16 protein-coding genes and 1 pseudogene are annotated in these 17,861 nt (G+C 32.4%); 6 read left to right on the forward strand and 11 right to left on the reverse strand.

From position 1 onward, the window contains the following. The 3 genes from JNUCC25_RS26580 to JNUCC25_RS26590 all read left to right on the forward strand — a co-directional run bounded on the left by JNUCC25_RS26580 (window position 1) and on the right by JNUCC25_RS26590 (window position 3,148). Entirely contained in the window at window positions 1-156 is a 156-nt protein-coding gene (locus tag JNUCC25_RS26580; RefSeq protein ID WP_368896138.1) for a hypothetical protein, read from the forward strand. Between the two features lie 238 nt (window positions 157-394). After that, the gene (locus tag JNUCC25_RS26585; protein WP_454223337.1) at window positions 395-2,308 is read left to right on the forward strand and encodes an ATP-dependent nuclease; all 1,914 of its coding nucleotides are present in this window, start codon (window positions 395-397) and stop codon (window positions 2,306-2,308) included. Between the two features lie 72 nt (window positions 2,309-2,380). Continuing rightward, a complete protein-coding gene (locus tag JNUCC25_RS26590) occupies window positions 2,381-3,148 on the forward strand; it encodes a restriction endonuclease (RefSeq protein ID WP_454223338.1) in 768 nt (255 codons plus the stop codon). Between the two features lie 427 nt (window positions 3,149-3,575). Here the strand turns inward: JNUCC25_RS26590 and JNUCC25_RS26595 are convergent, their stop codons facing one another. The 7 genes and pseudogenes from JNUCC25_RS26595 to JNUCC25_RS26625 form a co-directional block, all read right to left on the reverse strand. Continuing rightward, window positions 3,576-9,620 (reverse strand): ATP-binding protein, encoded by a 6,045-nt coding sequence (locus tag JNUCC25_RS26595; RefSeq protein ID WP_454223339.1) that lies wholly within the window; start codon window positions 9,618-9,620, stop codon window positions 3,576-3,578. Between the two features lie 1,130 nt (window positions 9,621-10,750). Continuing rightward, window positions 10,751-11,173, reverse strand: a pseudogene (locus tag JNUCC25_RS26600) (DUF7832 domain-containing protein); the annotation flags it as partial. A 277-nt stretch (window positions 11,174-11,450) separates the two neighbouring features. After that, window positions 11,451-12,014 carry an SMI1/KNR4 family protein gene (locus JNUCC25_RS26605; RefSeq protein WP_454223340.1) on the reverse strand — a complete coding sequence of 188 codons (564 nt, stop codon included), beginning with the start codon at window positions 12,012-12,014 and terminating at the stop codon, window positions 11,451-11,453. A 34-nt stretch (window positions 12,015-12,048) separates the two neighbouring features. Further along, window positions 12,049-12,480 (reverse strand): hypothetical protein, encoded by a 432-nt coding sequence (locus tag JNUCC25_RS26610; protein ID WP_394549276.1) that lies wholly within the window; start codon window positions 12,478-12,480, stop codon window positions 12,049-12,051. Between the two features lie 146 nt (window positions 12,481-12,626). Next, a complete protein-coding gene (locus JNUCC25_RS26615; protein ID WP_048022150.1) occupies window positions 12,627-12,809 on the reverse strand; it encodes a hypothetical protein in 183 nt (60 codons plus the stop codon). Window positions 12,810-12,829: 20 nt separating this feature from the next. Continuing rightward, on the reverse strand, window positions 12,830-13,093 hold the full coding sequence (locus tag JNUCC25_RS26620) for a hypothetical protein (protein ID WP_247807229.1): 264 nt from the start codon (window positions 13,091-13,093) through the stop codon (window positions 12,830-12,832). A gap of 71 nt (window positions 13,094-13,164) precedes the next feature. Then, window positions 13,165-13,605, reverse strand: coding sequence for a hypothetical protein (locus JNUCC25_RS26625; protein WP_247807230.1), 441 nt, complete (start codon window positions 13,603-13,605; stop codon window positions 13,165-13,167). A gap of 151 nt (window positions 13,606-13,756) precedes the next feature. Here JNUCC25_RS26625 and JNUCC25_RS26630 point away from each other — a divergent pair, with 151 nt between their 5' ends. The 3 genes from JNUCC25_RS26630 (at window position 13,757) to JNUCC25_RS26640 (ending at window position 15,458) form a co-directional block, all read left to right on the forward strand. After that, window positions 13,757-14,320 (forward strand): tetratricopeptide repeat protein, encoded by a 564-nt coding sequence (locus JNUCC25_RS26630; RefSeq protein ID WP_168761505.1) that lies wholly within the window; start codon window positions 13,757-13,759, stop codon window positions 14,318-14,320. Between the two features lie 424 nt (window positions 14,321-14,744). Continuing rightward, entirely contained in the window at window positions 14,745-14,924 is a 180-nt protein-coding gene (locus JNUCC25_RS26635; protein WP_155008227.1) for a hypothetical protein, read from the forward strand. Window positions 14,925-14,993: 69 nt separating this feature from the next. Next, entirely contained in the window at window positions 14,994-15,458 is a 465-nt protein-coding gene (locus JNUCC25_RS26640; protein ID WP_108674922.1) for a hypothetical protein, read from the forward strand. Window positions 15,459-15,569: 111 nt separating this feature from the next. On the opposite strand, the gene JNUCC25_RS26645 is transcribed toward JNUCC25_RS26640, so the two are convergent. From JNUCC25_RS26645 to JNUCC25_RS26660, 4 genes are all read right to left on the reverse strand, one after another. Further along, the gene (locus JNUCC25_RS26645; protein ID WP_108674921.1) at window positions 15,570-16,022 is read right to left on the reverse strand and encodes a DUF4288 domain-containing protein; all 453 of its coding nucleotides are present in this window, start codon (window positions 16,020-16,022) and stop codon (window positions 15,570-15,572) included. A 117-nt stretch (window positions 16,023-16,139) separates the two neighbouring features. Beyond that, window positions 16,140-16,661, reverse strand: coding sequence for an ankyrin repeat domain-containing protein (locus tag JNUCC25_RS26650; protein ID WP_454223341.1), 522 nt, complete (start codon window positions 16,659-16,661; stop codon window positions 16,140-16,142). Between the two features lie 103 nt (window positions 16,662-16,764). Beyond that, window positions 16,765-16,944 carry a hypothetical protein gene (locus JNUCC25_RS26655; RefSeq protein ID WP_108674919.1) on the reverse strand — a complete coding sequence of 60 codons (180 nt, stop codon included), beginning with the start codon at window positions 16,942-16,944 and terminating at the stop codon, window positions 16,765-16,767. 208 nt (window positions 16,945-17,152) lie between these two features. Then, window positions 17,153-17,821 carry a hypothetical protein gene (locus JNUCC25_RS26660; protein WP_247807232.1) on the reverse strand — a complete coding sequence of 223 codons (669 nt, stop codon included), beginning with the start codon at window positions 17,819-17,821 and terminating at the stop codon, window positions 17,153-17,155. Between the last annotated feature and the right edge of the window lie 40 nt (window positions 17,822-17,861).

The following is a 17,861-nucleotide window of genomic DNA, read 5'->3' on the forward strand; positions in this document are numbered from 1 at the left end:
ATGTATCAAATGAGGATCTTTACATTAAGAGACGGTACTAAAAGGAAAATAAAGATCGAAGAGGGAATGACCCTTCAAGATGAGTTAAAAAAGGCAGGAATTACAGAATCAGATATATTTCAAATGCAATTAGTCGTACAAGAGGGTAAAATATAATTCTAGTTGTTCAATTTTGCTAAACAGCAACCAACATTATTTAATGTTGGTTGCTGTTTGTTTTTTGAAAATGATAAAACTTATTTCATAAAGAGACTACTATATGAGTTACTTTTCAGGTGATTTATCTTATATTTAAAAGAGAGAAAAAATTTAGATCTACTTTAAAAAAGAGAATTGACTAAAAAAGAAAAATATATAATATCTACTCCTCATGCATATTAAAGGTGGTCTTAAGATGAGATTAGTAAAAGTAAATATATTAAATTATAAATCGATTAAATACCAAGAAGTTGATGTTTCTGAATTGAATTGTTTAGTAGGACAGAACAATTCTGGGAAATCCACTATCTTGGATGCTATCCAAAGTTTTTATGGAGAAAAAGATTTGAGTGATGAAGACCATTATATGGGTACTAAAGATCAAATAGAAATAGAACTTTGTTTTTCACATTCCTTTAACAAAGAAGAAGTTTCTGATTTTTTTTATGATTTGGAATCCTATAGGCCAGATTCTGTTATTGAGGAACAATCAATACTTGTAAGAAGAGCAGAAACAGCTGAATTAGCTGTAGAAAAAGGATATTTAAAATTTATATTAATTAGAAAATATGGTCATAGAAATTCCAAACTTCATATTACCTTTTATGGAGAAAAAATTAATTTTGAAAAGTTGAAGTTATATATCCCACCTCTTTTCGTAATATCTGCTATAAGAAACCCAGAAACCGAAGCAAAAGCGTTAAAAAACTCAATGTTTCAGCAATTATTAGAAAGGATTCTCTCGGGATGGGAGGATTCTCATCAAATAAGTATCCCAACTGATCAAAGAAAATTTAGTTATAAGGAACTTAAAAGGTTAATGCTAGATAATTTAAAATTAATGTTAAATCCCATTATTAATAAAATAAATACTTATTTCCAATCAAATTTGAGAACCGATTCACTTTCTCTTAATGTACAAGTTAATTTTACTTCTGAAACAACTACTGAATACAAAATTAGAACATTTTTAATTGATAAAAATTTTCCGAACAAAGAAATTGATATACTTTCGTGTGGAACAGGATTACAAAATATTATGATCCTTTCTCTTTTACAAACATTATTAACATTTCAATCTAACATCAACCAATCAATTTTATTATTTGAGGAACCAGAAGTATATCTACATCCATCGTTGCAAAGAAAAATGATAAACGCTCTTAAAGATCTGAGTCTTAATAATCAAGTTTTCTTTACTACTCACTCTCCTGTTATAGTAAGTGAAGTAAACCAGCGAAATATATTACATATTACAAAAGATAAGGTTTCTTTACAAACAAATATTTCAAACTCTTATGCTACGGAAATAATAAATGATTTAGGCATTAAACCTTCTGACATACTTAATAAGAACCACATTATTTTCGTAGAAGGCAAGGATGATGAAACTCTTATTAAAGAATTAATTATTAAAATAACGAATAATCCTGAAATTTTAGAAAGACAAATCGGCATTTTTAATGTCGGTGGTTTTGATAAAATGGAATTTTATGCAAGTGCCAATGTTTTAGTTAAGGATAATGTTAAATCTTCCTATTCAATTATTGTAGACTCGGATGGTGAAGAAGTGAAAGTAAGAAAAAGAAAAATCTTAGAGAGGTGTATAAGTAATGGTGTGGGACTTTGTGAAGATTCTGTATTTGTTTTAAATGAATATGCTATTGAATCTTATTTTCTCAACCCTATACTATTAGCTAATGCATTTCCTGACTTAGAAATAAAAGAAATAGAAGAGTTGACAGATATTTATTTTCAGACATATGAAAAATATCATGATGTAGTTATGAAAAAAGAATTAACACTTATAAAAGAAAATAGACCAAGAGTAAATAAAAGTAAATTTAAGCAATACTTTAAACCTAAATTAATGTTTTATAACGATCAAAATGATATAACAATTCAGAACGCATTAACATTATTTGAATACAAAGATGAAGAAAAGTTTAAAGAGAGTAGAAATAAACTTGTAAAACATTGGACTACCTTCGATAATGAAACATCTATAAAAAGTTTAATAAAATCTAATTCATTAGAGTGTTTAAAGGAATCCAAATTCAAAGAAATTATAGATATTCTTGTGTACATTATAAGAAAAGTTCAGTCCTGATTATTGTAGGTGTATAAAATTAAATAATAAAAACAGACATATTATAAAGGAGTTAATTCTTAAGGGGGATATATGAAAATATTCAAAGATGCACCAAAAGACTGGAGAGATTTAGAGATTAAAACAACTAAAATTTTTTCAGAAATAGGTTGTAATTCATCTAATCAAGTAGACATGGAAACTGTAAGAGGGAGAGTAAACATCGATGTTGTAGCAAAAGATACAACACAGCACCCTCATTTAGTTTACTTTTGTGAATGTAAATATTGGGAATCTGCTATCCCTCAAAATATAATACATGCTTTTAGAACTGTTGTTGCAGATTCAGGGGCTCATTGTGGCTTTATTATTGCAAAAAAAGGATTTCAATCTGGATCCTTTGAAGCAGTGAAGAACACAAATGTATACCTTCTGACCTGGGATGAATTTATTGAAACATTTAAAGAAAGATGGCTAAAAAAAAGAATTGATACATTACACAACATCGCAAAACCATTGTATGATTTTTGTAACCCTACATCTACTTTCTTTCTAGACAATCTTAGAAAATTATCATCAAATGCTCAAAAAGAATTTGAGAATATAATAAAAGAATATCATTCTTATGCTACTATTTCATTAAGACAAGTTTACTATAATACTCTAACAGGGGATTATAATTATGAAGAAGTAATACGCACTATTAATGGCATAAATAAGAGGATATTATGTTCTCAAAGTGTAGAATCTATATCAGATTATTTTGACCTAATGATGAGGAAATGTGAAAAAGGGTTAAAGCAAGTAGATGATTTATTAGAAGAGAGAATACGAAAAAATAAAAGCTTTAATATTAGTTGAATAAGACTATTCTAATTTCGATTTACTTTGAATTTATAGGCAACATTCTTGGTTATTTAGGAAATTAATACTTATATATATAAATACATGTTTTTCAGTAATTTATGGAGAAGTTACAAAATGTATCAAATGAGGATTTTTACAATAAGGGACGGTACAAAAAGGAAAATAAAAATTGAAGGGGGAATGACCCTTCAAGATGAGTTGAAAAAGGCAGGAATTACAGCGTAAGGTGATTTGGGATTAGCAATTGAAGAAATTAAGAAATTTATAAAAAGGTAAAATAAGCAGTGGAATATGTTCACTGCTTATTTTGAACCCTTCCAATATTCACATTTGTTCTTATAAATCCAATTAATTAAAAGCTTGGACAACTCCATAAAATAAATTCAATATCATTATCTTACACTAAGTAGGTACCTAATACTTATCTCGGTATAGAATTAATGTTAACATATGTTACGGGAGATATCTTGATATCTAAACTGTTCTCTAATTCTTTAAGTGCTTTTTTCGAACAAACCCACCTTTGCAAAAATGGTTGTCTATATAGATAATCCTGAGCAATGTCTCTCATTTGACCATGAAAATATTCGAATTTAAGGACAGGATTATTATCTTTACACCAGATGAATGGATTGTTTTTAGATGGATACCATTCGAACATCTCTTGCCATAATAAGGCTGGATAGCAAACCATACTTTGATTATTAAATTCTCCTATTCCACCAGCTTTATATGTCATTCCTAGAGATTGAGTACCGATGGATTGTGGATCAAAGCGCTCTTCATCGTAAAGTGCAAATATACGGCCATTCATGGTGCCTTTTTCATGAATCAATCCTAAGTTAGATTCTTTATCGTGTACAATCGTATTAAATACTACCTCAACATCTGTTGAATGGGAGTACGTATGAAGAACTGCTCCAATTAACACTTCATCTTCGGAAAGTCCAGCGTATAGATGTGGACTAATACGTTTTAAAATCTTGTCCTTTTCTTTTGGTATAGAATCTAACTCGTAATCAACTGGCCACTCATTGACATCTACCGCTGGGTATGGACTTTTAGTAAGTATAAATGGTTCATCTGATTTTAAAAGAACTTGAGCAAGTTTTATTATAGGGACATTATTCCATCTACCCTGGTACAGCTCGTGATAAATTATCTTCAGTAAATTTTCTTTTTGCGGAAGAATATTTACTTTTATTTGACCTGAATGTATAGGAATTGGTTCAGGGTCAATAATATCAGGCTTAGAAGTATTGGAGTATGATGCAAATTTACGCTCGATATCCTCTATATAATCGTCTACAACTATATCAATTTTCCCAAGAAGACTGTGTACCATACCAATTCCATGTAATTCATAGGATAAACCACGCTTTATATTAGGAATATCTAAGACTCCTTTATCTCCTGGTGATAACGCCATAAATGATTCATGTTCAGGATGTATAGGCAGTTCCCATCTAGGATAATTTTCTCCTGTTCTACGCTCTAATCCTCTCAAAATCATCAAAGCCTGTAATTTTAAAGACAGGTCAACCCCTTTATAGCACTTCTGTACAATCTCCGAGAATAGTTCATATACAGAAGGAAGACTGGATGCCATTCTCTCCACAATTAATAAAATTCTCTCTTTAACGCTATGGGATAGGTAGTCCCAACGCTTGGAAATGTATTCTAAATCCATTGGTGATACTTGTGCAATACTCCAGATTCCACGTATTGCCACTTGGATTCTCGTAAGATTATCTGAATTTAAAACTCTAAAAAAATATTGAACCGCATATTCAGACCATGTCTCAGGAACAATATCATCTGGTTGTATTGTAGGAAGTTGAATACGTGTCATATCTGGCAGAAAACCGTTACCTCTAATCCACATTTCATGAAGGGAAAGATGACGATGTAAGCCATCAGTTAAATCTTTAACCCCAACAGAGGTTGCTCGAAACCTACAAAAATCATCTAAATTCTCCGCAGCACTATCAAGCCAAATTCGCTTATTACCCTCAAAATCTAAGTTAGCAATTACTCCTTTTAGTAGTTTAAATCTTACGTTATCACGTAAAAGTGGTAGAAGGGACTGGTATGCTAAATATAAATCGCCCGATCCGTTCCAACTATATGGAGTATGATTATAGGTTATTAATATGTGTACTAATTTTTGAAGGTACTTTGGATAACCAACGGGTTTTTCTTCCTTCAATCTATTGGCAATAACATATACTCCTTTCCATATGAATTTTGAATTATCCGGCTCAACCAATGTGTTAATTGCTTCTTCAATAGATAGATCCTTTATTAAGTGGTAGAACTCTTCTGTGCCCTGATTACTGTCCAATACACCTCCCTCTGCTTCTTCATACCATCTTTCGGGTATTCGATAACGGCTCCTATCCCCTTGGGCATTATATTCTGCAGGTCCTAAGTTTTCCATATCCTCTTCTATTGACTTAATACCATTGATCTTAGCAGCATATAAAATTGCATTTTTTAAATCTTGCAAGTAGCAACGTTCGCTACCATCCTGCCAATTTAAAGCTCCAATACCAAAAGCCCATATTGATAAAAGATCCTGCTTGGAGGCATCCATAGATTCAAGTGCAGCTATTAAACCATTAAAAATCATCTTAACATTATCTATCAGTGGATCTCTTACTTTTTGCGCGTTTAATAGGCTCCACATGGCTTGCGGCCCTTCACGTGCTATTGAACTTGCTATGATAGACTCTACAAAAATATTGGATCTATTATCACCTAATCTTGTAGCCTCCTGGCAAATTTCAAGCAATAACTTCCCTTCTTCTCTCCAGATTCCTGGATTAATTTTGGAAAGCTCTTTATACCATTCTTTTGTATTTTCTAGAACATATTCTTTGTGACCTGTATAGCCAATCATTCCCCATTTTAGAAGATGACGGGCTTCTGTCGCCTCTTCATAGAATCCAATTTCATCTGCAAGAGTGGAGAGCCTATTTACGATTTCAGAGCGAAATGCTATCTCTTCGTGCCAAACTCTTCCTTTTGGTCCACACCAATGAAGAAACCAGTTTTCTAATAACTCCTCATCTCCACGGTTCCAAAGATATCTCCATCCAATTTCCATCATATAGTTCACAGGGTACGATATACAGTAATTGTTTATAAAATCATAAATTGTATAATCAGCTTTTCCACCAATAAGAGTTGAACATTCAATCAAAATCTCTATAATTAATTTTGTTGGTAGATCATGATAATATACGGACTCATTATAACTACGTCTTTTTTGCAATAATACTGCAAGAGTTTGTTTAATCTCACTTATAGTTACAATTTGCTCAGCCGACTTTGTTCCCCTTCTCAAATAGGTACCTAACCATTTCCCTGCAAGAGCACTTCCTCGAAGCATTGCTGATAAGTGACCCCTCTTACGCTCATCTTTCCTTTGTTTAAAATAAACTTCAGTCCCCTGCGCTCCAATATTACTATTATCAAGGAAAGGTTTCGTCCACCCTAAAACAAAACTGATCATACAATAAAGCAGAGCATCCTCTTCTGAATTACTAATTGTGTCAATGTTATTGAGACATTGGAATCCTTCTTCTACTATTGGTTGAACCCATATATTAAACAAATCTTTCCGCCCAGTAAGAAGGCTAAGGCTGGCAGCCTTAATTTGAAATGTAGTAGGAAGCCGATCACGATAAGTCCCCCATTCCTTTAAAGTATAGGTAACTTCAATCCATTTCTTTTCATAGGCTAAACTCATTAAATTCTCTTCTAATTTGCTAATAGAGGAGAAAACTGATGATTGTCTAGAGTAAATCCATTGTTTAGCTCCACCTATTTTTATGGCCTCCTCCATCATTCCATTAGAGAAAAGAGACCATATTTCTTGCTCTATTTTATCCTTGGATTGATAATGTTTTTCTTCGTTAGGCCAAAACAAACCAATATGTTGACTTATCTTCCCCCATTTGGTTACAGTTCTTTTAAATTTTTCATTTAAACCTCGTTCATTATCGATTTCATCGAAAATAACATTCCCAAGAATAATAGCAAGATTAGTTGGTGTTATACCATAAAACCATCGCATCATTAATCCATGAGCACGTTTTTTTTCTTGCGACTCTATAAGACGATAAGCATCGTTGAGTGTGTCATATATTATATCTAACGTCCACGATTCTTTGATAGGTACCCTTCCCTCAGAAAATAGAAGGGGTGGAACATCGGGAATATATTCTAATCTATTCCCCATCCAATCAACTGATTTATACAACTGAACAAGAGTCGTAGTAGCGCAGGAAACAATATGCACACAATCCCATTCTTTTGTATCTGCTACGTTTATTAAGGCATGTTTACATTGTTCTTGTAACTCATAAATTGGTCTTCCTAACGCATACCCTTCCATTACATATTCAGGAGTAAAAGCTCTTGCTTGATCTGTATGACGATTGCTCTTTCTTAATAATTCAAAAAGGCTAGCATGTCTTGCTTCTGCCTTAGAAAAATCTTTCCAGTAAAAATCCGCCATAAGGCTAGCTACTTCACGAAGTCTTTCTGGTTGACCATGTACTTGCTTAGTGAGATGAACTCTAATATCATTATAAGTTAAGCGAAATCCATTAGTTTCTTCTACCACTAGGGGTCGAAGTGAACGAAGTGACTCGGTCCAGTCTGAAGAAGAAACACCTAGTACTTCAGTAAATATCTTAGATAGATCCTCACCTTTAATGCGTTCTTTAGTTAGAGAAAATATACAAGCTAATCTTTGCCCTATAAATGGATATTTTTCTTCAAGTTTCGCAACAGCTGCTGACCAAATTTTATTGTAGTAAATAGATACGCCATCTGTTAATCTTCGTTTTTCTAGAATTTCTTGAAGTTCTTCTATACTAGTAACTCCCTTTGCTTCCTCTATGGCAAAGATAGTTGCTAATGTATTACCTTGAGAAACATCACTAATTAGACGGACAGTTGCTTCAAAATCATCAACATGCATTGGTGAAATTTCAGTAGCGACAAGTTGAGCAATGTCTTCTTGTTGAATTCCTTCCACCTTCCAGTGAGAAACGCCAGGGGCACGTTGTTCTTTTAACCATGATGGATACTTTTCATAAGATTCGGCGGGTTGACCTACAATTAAAAATTTTACATGCTCTGGAACTTCATCAGGGGGAATCAGTGTATCAAGGAATGAGTACTGATCAACACCAGCACGTGCTGCATGGTCAATTCCATCTATTGCAATCACAGTGGGACGTCCACGTTCTTCTCCTAAAACATTTGCTAATCTTAATACCTGAGAGATAAGTTCCTCAAGGGTTAAAAAATCATTTCTAACTGGAATATTAAACTTAGCGAGACGTCCTTTGAAGAAGAAACTACGAATCTCTGTTAATAAATCACCCCATAGTACCTCTGCCTTAGTTGTAATACCAGCATCGGAAGAAAACCTTTCTGTTTGAGGGGTTATGGGTTTAAAAGCATGATAACGTAAATCTATAACTGGATCACGTTGATTTGCTAATGAGCTAACGACACTTGTTTTTCCTTGTCCCGGTAACCCAGAGAGGAATATAACTGGGTTAGTTCCTGTCCTTAAATCAGTAGATAGATCCTCAAGGAGTAGTTTGCGACTTAAAAAAAACGGCTCAGGCGGTCTAAGCATATGCTCTCCAATTAAGTTTTTGGAAGACATACTTAATACTTCATATACATCCTCACGATTTATCAATTCCTTTTTACCGCGATTTGTTGTTCCCCATTCTCTTAAAGCGTGGTCCAGTTGACTAAATAAGCTGGTTGCTTTTTCTGTTGAGACACCAAATGTTGCAGCAATTTTTTTAGTAACTTGAGTTGTAAGTTCTTTTAAACCTGGATGATTTCCCTTAATTGTTAGAAGTTTAAGAAATTCTAATTTTTCTCGGTCATTTGATAATACTTCGAGGCCTTTACACCATTCCTTCCATGCACACCCCCAGTCCTTTGGCATTTTAATATCACTAAGTTTCTTAGCACCTTCAACTTCAATCTGAAAATGTTTTAGAAATTCGTTAAGGGCAGGTCTTTCATATGATTCATTTTTCAGATTATCTGACTTATCTTTCTTAATATTTATCGTTGTAGATGTAGTACCAATCTTTCGATTCGATAAAAGTATAGGTGTACATTTATTCCATTTACTTTTTTGATTTGCCCAAGCTTTTGACATACTTGGTAAAAGGGATAAAATATTCCCAAAAGTGAGGGTATCCTCTTTACGAGTATGTTTAACTTGAATATATTCAGCATTTCCATTGGTGTATGTGACTACTACATCGTCTAATCCCTGAGCCTGTGTGGCTTGTAAGGTTACTGATTCTATATGGTTATCTGGATTAAGCATACTAACTACATAATCCTGGCCAATTGTCCATTCATACCAATAGGGATCTCCAATCCCTGCTGTAGGATTTTTATCATTTTTTGACATGAATTATTCACCTCTTCATAGATAATTGTATATCAATTATTTAAAAAATATATAGACTTTGTTACAACCTATTTGTGACTAATAAATAAAATTAATTTAAAATAGGCCTGTATGTGTTGTTATTAACACAGTAAAAAACCTTTATATTCAAAGTACTTTCATTTAATTTAACTAACTTATAAATCTTATCTTTTTTACATTCGCTTTTTTCATTGCCAGTACGGCTTATAATCCCCCTTTGTTTATCGATAAAAATATCGCGAGGAGAAATGCCAACTTACTACATTGATGAAGCTTACGACCTTCATTATAATCTCGACTGCTCACACGTATGTCTCCAAATTTTCTATTTTTATACTCATTTTGTTTTTCTCTTCCTTCGCCAAAACGTTCGTAAAAGTATGTGTATTTTAGCATACGTTCGTAATTTATTTTCAAACTTAAACGAACGATGAAAATGATAGATTCCTTATCTAAAATAAAAGTCCGTAAAGGTATACTTTTGCGAACATATAATTTTTTGTTTTTTAGAATGTGAGTATTGATATTAAAAAGAAGCCACTACGATTGTTTGGCTTCTTTTTACGTGTACAATGAATTTAGTTGCTATTTTCGTCAGACCATTTGTCTTCACTATCAATCCATTCGTTCTTCTTTAAATCAAAAGATTCTATATCATCATGAAAATCTAGATAAACAGGCAGATTTATTCCATTATCGCCAGCTTTATTCCAACAAGTGATAAACCATTTTGAAATCAATTCTTTCTCAGCAGCAGATATTTCTTCTTCATTTTGTTCATAAAAATCCCAAAACTCATCTGAATGCTCGTCGGCTAGCTCATAGTATTCAAACTCTTCAAGTAGCTCATAACTACCTGAAAAAATGGCACGATTGTTTCCTTCATAGAAAACTTCATTCGCTTCATTGTCCATAGAAAACATCCTAATAGACAAATCAAATGGCTGAATGAAGATTTCAAAGTTCAGTAAGTCAATGTCCTTATAATAATGAAAAGTATGTACTTTTTCGATATTGTTAATTAACTTATCTTCATTTTGTTCAAGTGTTTTCTTTAATGAACCAATATATGAATCAACCGTAAATAACTTATCACCTTTATTTTCTTCCTTTGTATGCTTCCAAGTATCAAAACGCTCATTAATCTTTGTATTAATAGCCTCATAATTATTCCACGTATCTTCTACCTCATAAAGGGATTTTATATGAGGAAATATAGCTTCATAATCATCTAAATAAGTACCTTTATCGAAATCAAAGTAATCTGTTGTAAAGGCCTTTCCTTCCGCATTCAGCATATCGCTGGCAAAGACGCCATCCCATTCCATATATATTTCAGTTCCGGTCATGTTCTTTTGTTTAAACTCTATAATTTCTTGCGCAGCCTCTTCTTCAAATTCTTTGCTATATAAGTTTTCTTCAATAATCCAACCGAGATACATTCCAGTATGAACGAATGCCTGCTTTTCACTCAAGTTACTCGGGAAATCTCCTTCATAATGCCATTTAGCTTTATCATAGACGGTTGTCATGGCCTCTTCCTCTTTCTCTATATCTTCTATTAAGGTAGTTTCTTCTTGTTCACGACTACTTTTTTTATTTAATGAGTCTTCGCAGCCTTGCAGGAACAAAATAATAAACACAAAAAATGGAATGCACTTTAATTTATACAAAATTCCCTCCATGAATTACATTAAAAGTAAATGATATACCACATTATATACTGTAAAGGTTAAACAATATATATTTAACCAATGAAAATAGGATTATAGTAAAAAATGTAGTTTCTAAAAAGCTTGTTTAGCTTAATCATTCTTTGCGGCTATAACTACTTTTTAATTGTTTTGGATCTAGGGCGGGTACACGAAATAATTGCTTTAGAAAATCATCGAAAGTATCTGCTATTTTGATATACTCCCATTCTGTAGTATCGTTTGTTGAAGCTGAGAAGTTTTCTGCGATATATATAACAGTAGGATCTTGTGATCTATTACGATAATCCAACAAGACCCAATAGTGAAAATCCGTCCACAAAACCACAAATTCACCTGTGAGTTTGACTTCTTTTAATAGTTCTTTGGAAGATAAGATACTTATATCATCATTTTCAAAATGTATAGGGTCAATTGAATCAATGTTTGCTCTTCCTCCATAACGAATACTTTCTGTATCGCCATCAGGTAACATAAAGTATCGGTAGTTTAATCCCCCACCATTTCTTATTTTCAGTAAATCCAATAATGAACTAGGTAGCTTAACACCTAAAATAACTTCAGCTTGCTTTATGATTTCATCATTTATCGGATAATCTATACGCTTATATTTGCTATCGTCGCTCCAAAAACTATCTCCCTGATAAAATTCTTTTTTCAAAACTTCACCTTCTTTAATTTAATGTTCAGAAGCTTCATACTCTTGCTTCTGATATACTTTCTAGACTATCTGTAATCCCCTTAATTAATCCTTCTAGTTTATATATAAAATCATCAACTTGGTTTAATTCAGTAACAAGATAAAAATTCACGCGTGTTCTATCTGGAATATCTAGCTTATTATCAAGTACAAACTCGACTCCGATATGCCCTTGATTGTTAAAATGAAAGAATCTAACTTGTACATAGTGAGCAGCACTTTCCTTATCTTCCCCTTGAATCCATTGATATTCTTTTCGTTTTAAGTTTGAAAATAAGATTAGATTATCTTTCAACTGTTTAAGATCTTCAATAGTGGTGTGAAAATAAATATTTGCTTTGCAATGGGGAGAAGTGACAATCATATTTAATTCAAGTAGGGTTTCATCTTCCCAAGTTTTCTTTAATTTAACTTTATACTCAGACATAAAGTATCTCCTTTATTCTTAGCTATTTTTAGACTCACCTTAGCGCTTCACTATCAGCTCTACGCTCCTACAATAAATATTGCATGATTACACCTCATATTTAACGTAAAAATAGTTATCGGAAATGAAAACCCAAGGCTATTATATTACACGGCCTTGGATTTTCTTCTTGTATAAATCTCGATAGCAGCTATGCCAAATGCGACCCCAAAAGCAGTAGAGAATGCCGTTAGGAAATCAGCCTGAGATTTAAATAATATATTAATAATTAAATTACCTCCAAAAAAGACTAGAAAATATAACAAGAATTTTATAGCACCTTTTTTCAAAATCTGTACCTTCTTTCGCTTTACGTGTTGAGTAATTGTTTTAATTCCTTTTTCAAGCTTTTATAATGCCAATTAATATGATCAAGCTCGACCTCTATTTCAATTAATTGATTTATTAGCTTCTCTTGGTCTAGTGAAGAACTAAGAGTGTCTGCAATCAATTGATCAAGTTTATTACTACTTTCGTAAATATCGTTTAAATCAACTGCTAATTCAACATATTCCTTGTTTGAATCGAGTAAGGAAAGCTTCTTTATGAGTTCATCTACAATAGTTGGGTTCATTCTATCTCCTCCCCTTTAATCAGTGTATATTCTAGGTGCTTCAAGCCTTCATAAAATGTTATTGAAGATGGTTAGAAATCTAAAATTGAATCAATGTTTTCGGCATATTCATCAACTAGTTGAGATCCTTTCTCTTCAGCTTCTTCCTCCTTTAATTCCTTATCTTCCAACCACTGTTGATAATGACAAAGTTCATGAGCAATGCTTTCTAACATCGCATACAAGGCATCTATTTTTCCTCTTTCTCTAATCAAGTCTTTATAATCCCCAGTAGCAATACGGATATATGGTTCAATATCTTTTTCGTAGGGAGCAAAGAAAGTGGCTGTTACCAACTCCTTTGTCGTTCGGTTCTTAATTTGATAATCTTTTTTTAGGTAAATAACAACTCGGATAGGAAAACCCATTTGCGTTCTTAACCATTTGCAAAAGTTAATGCACACTATTCTTACTTCTGGGTCTACGCCAGGCTCACTCCTTAATCTTAAGCCTGCTCTAGGATAGTCATTCATGCTTATTTCCTCGCATTCAATCTTTTAGTGACATTAGTAGTTTAATAGAATGGTTTAGTTCCATAAATTTCTTTATTTGTCATATTATCGACTCATTTTATCATACATCATGTATAATAAAGAAACTTAATAATAGAAAGTCGGGAACGAATTGAAAAAATTTCTTCTTTATATGTTATATTTCTCTCTTCTTTATGATGTGGTTCATTTAGTATATAGGACTATAGCAAAATATAGCCTTGAGAACCTCGTTTATGACGCATCTTTAGTAATAAGAGATTTAATTGTCATTTTGATTATCTTTAAGATCACTCGTCCTAAGAAAAAGCGAACAAAGTTTAAGCACTTTCATAATGCGGCTATTATTGCAGAAATGGAAAGAGAATACGAGAAAGCACTTGAGATTAGAAATGAAGGTCTAAAGCTTTCAGGGTTGAGCAATGCGGAGCGCGCGGGTCTACATGCTGGAAATGGAGGAACATACCTCTATTTGAAGGATTATAACAATGCTACTTTTTGTTTTGATAAAGCTTTTGAACTAGTTCAAGAAGAGAAATTTCCATATGATAAACAATACATTGAGGTTATTGATAGTTATGTAAAAGCGAATCGAAAAGAGGATGCTCTTAAGTTAGTGGAAAGTTTATTACAACGGCAATCTTATCATAAGAAATTTAGAAAGTTAGAACCCATAAGAGAGAAATTATTGACATAATACAATCAATCTTATGTAAAATACATGGTCACGACTGGGATGACCAAATGTACAAATTCAATCTTGGTTATAAAACCTTATATTTGAAAATATTTAATGGAGTGTACTTATATTGTTCATCTTAATTAGAAACTCTTTGATATTAGTTATTGTTTTTTATTTATCCATTTATGTCCTACCTGAAGTTTTACATGTTAATGAAACATTTTCAAAATACTTAACTGTAGCAGTTGTTGGAACTTGGCTTGTTAGATCTAATAATAGATGGTTACTTAATATGGCCTCTATACTTTTAGGTTTTTTAGGTCTTGGTCTTAGTTTTATAATTTTCGAATCATTTTTTCTGTAAATACTATCTAGTTCAGGATAGTACATGTGTAAAAGCTGGACTTTTATAAAGTGATTTTGAATAAGGAGTTATTTAATGAAAAGCCATTTAGATGGAATTGTTGTAGAAGGAGAAAGGGTAGGCATTTTTCTTTTAGGCATGTCTGAAGAAGTTTTGCTAGAAAGTCTGGTGCAACCATATAAAAGTGAAAAAAGACACGATTGTACAGTTTATCTAACTAAACACATGTCCTTTTTTATAGGTTTTACATGGTAGAGAAATCTTAGCAAGATTATCATAAAGAAAATGAAGTTTCCTATTATCCCTTAATTAGGTGGTGAGATTTTGTTTAACAAATTTAAACTTTTGTTTACAGCTAAGCAACAGGACGAAGCATCTGATAGATACGTTGAAGTACCAGCAAATGAAATAAATGAAGACTTAAAAAGTCATATAATCGCGTTAGAAAAGTTAGGCGGAAAATATAGTGAGGCTATTGAAAAGGAATACACAAGTAAATTTGAGTGCAACGGAAAGAAGAATTTAAAAATATGGGTTTGTAGAGACATTGATGGAGACCAGTTACCAGATTTAACTTCTAATCATTGCCTAGAAGGCGAGTATCGTTCTCAAGTTTCTATAAACTTCGATGGTTTCACAAATGAAGAGGATGCATATGTGTACTATATACAGTTGTGGTATTACTTTAGTGGAGGCCGTAAAGGTATAGGAACTCTATACGATTTATCAAAATATGACCTAGAAGCAAATATTAAAGAGCAGTTAGAAGTAATACTCAGAGAAGTATAACATTGTATGAGGAAAAAGAAGCGTCCATTTTAAACGCTTCTTTTTGTTGTCTAGAACAGCGACTAAGTATTCCAGGCCCATATATGATATATAGATTTTTAGTATTGATACTCAGTTAAAATCTCGGTTTCTTAAGATGAAGTTTCTTTTTATCTGTTCTTCCTCACCTTCAACAACTTCTGGGTAATATCTAGTTAGAAAATCAGAGAATTTTTCTCCCTTAGAAGTATGTACAAACCTAGAATATACTTCTGTTCCACTTGCTAGCTCTTCGTCTTCAAATAGCTCGAAAGCATCTAAACTTTCTATGTATTTAAACTCTACAAGTTGATCATAAACATTTGTATAACTATCCTCATGTCCCTTTGCTTCTTGTTCTGCAAGTTCGTAAGCTTGATCGAACGACTGGGCTTTAATTAATAAAATACTTTCTTCAAATATTTGATGTTCATTATAATTTGTGTCAATTTTCTCTGGAGTAGGCTTTCCACTAACTATGTGTTTATAAAGAACCTTTACTCCATACCATTTCCATACTAGGGTTTCTCCCTTGTGTGTTTGCATGTAACTACTCCATTCTGAAAAAACATAAAAAGAACAATAGCTAGGTTTAAGCGTAATTAAAAGGGAGACCTATTTTAATCTAAAAAGTCCAAAAACAGATTGAAGAAACTTAATTATCTAATAAGTGTCCGAATTCCCTAGAAGATTAGCAATTTCCTTATTACCATACTCTTTCGCATAAAACATAGCCGTTTTTCCATCATCATCTTTTGTGTCTTTATTTACTCCGTTTTTTAATAATAGTTCAACAGCTTCTTTGTGATTGTAACAACAAGCAATAATTAAAGGTGTTGTACCATCACTGCTCTTGACTTCAACATTTGCTCCATTTTCAATTAACCATCCAATAATTTCTATATAACCTTCCCCTGCAGCTATATACAATGGTGTAAATCCCTCTTCATCTTTTAAATGAATGTTAGAGCCTTCTGATATTAGGAACCTAATAAGATCTAAATGACTTTCTTGTGTGGCCCAATGAAGCATCGTATACCCACCTTGATCTCTTGTATTAATGTCTATTCCGAAATCCAACAGTTTCTTTATCTTTCCTAAATCACCGTAAGCAGCGTACTTAAATATCTTTTCTGTTCTCTTTTCCTGGTTTTTAGCTATTTTCTTTTTTAATCTCTTGTTCATTTTTAATCCCCTGATTTAATAGTTATTATCTTAAATAGAAAATCTCTCTTCGATCTATTACGGATAAGTGTGATCTCACTAGCTAAATTTGAATAAGTTCTTATTAAAATAAGTCAATTATTGAAAATATAATCCCTACTACAATTGAGAGTGTAAAGATTAATTTCCATTTAACCTTCTTTTCTAACCGATAGACATCCAGTTTTTCTAATACAAACGACACGAGCCACATTATAACGATTGATTCAATAAATTCATCTATAAAATTAAAAATAAAATCCATTTGTTCTCACTTTCTTATTTTTAAATATTTACCATTTATTTAAACCATTTATATGTAAACGTTGAAACAAATTTATTCTTGTACTTAATACTCTGTTAACGAAAAAAGAATGTTGCATATACTGTTTTGGTGCTATTCTATTGGGCTTGTATTTATTAACCCCAGAATAAGAAACAACCTGAAAGACACTAAACTCAACCTCTTCATCTTAATCTATTAATTGGTCATTAATTTGTACTACTCTTGAGTCTTCTGGGAAGCTTGAGCACACTTTTTGTATGGATGAATATCTATCCTCGTTTGAAAACAAGAAAAACCCTGCTCCATCATGGAAAATAGTTATGAATGTAGTATCTTCTTCCATTTTAAAAATAGGGGTAGATACGTTTTTCCATCTGCCCCATTCCTTAACTCTCTTGAGCTCAAATCTTATATTTTCAGAGTAAGAAAGTGAATAAAATTGGTTCATATTAGCAAGGTAAAAGGTATGTTCTAATGCTAAGGATAATATACGCGCGTCTTTAATTAGTAAAGTAAAGCGTCGAGGGTGATAGGTAACCCGTTTAAAAAATGTATAGTAGGCTTGTTTTTCCTCTAATAATTCATACCTATATTCTATACCTAATTGATTAAATTCCTCTTCAAACTCCTCTGCCATCATATCATCACAAAGGAATGTAAGATATAAAGGATACCTATCCTGCTTAATTAAGAAATCGCATAAGAATTCCCTTTGTTCATCCCTATCGTCAACGCTTTCCATTGTTTCAGATATAAAGTAAACAGAATCAATAGGTCCTTCCAATTGAACATAGTGCCCCACCATTTCATCAAACTCCGCATTTAACTGCTCTTGTTGAATCCAAATCTCACTCATATAAAACCTCCTTTACATATAAAAGAACCTGCAACAGTAA

It is taken from the genome of Priestia sp. JNUCC 25, assembly GCF_053667915.1.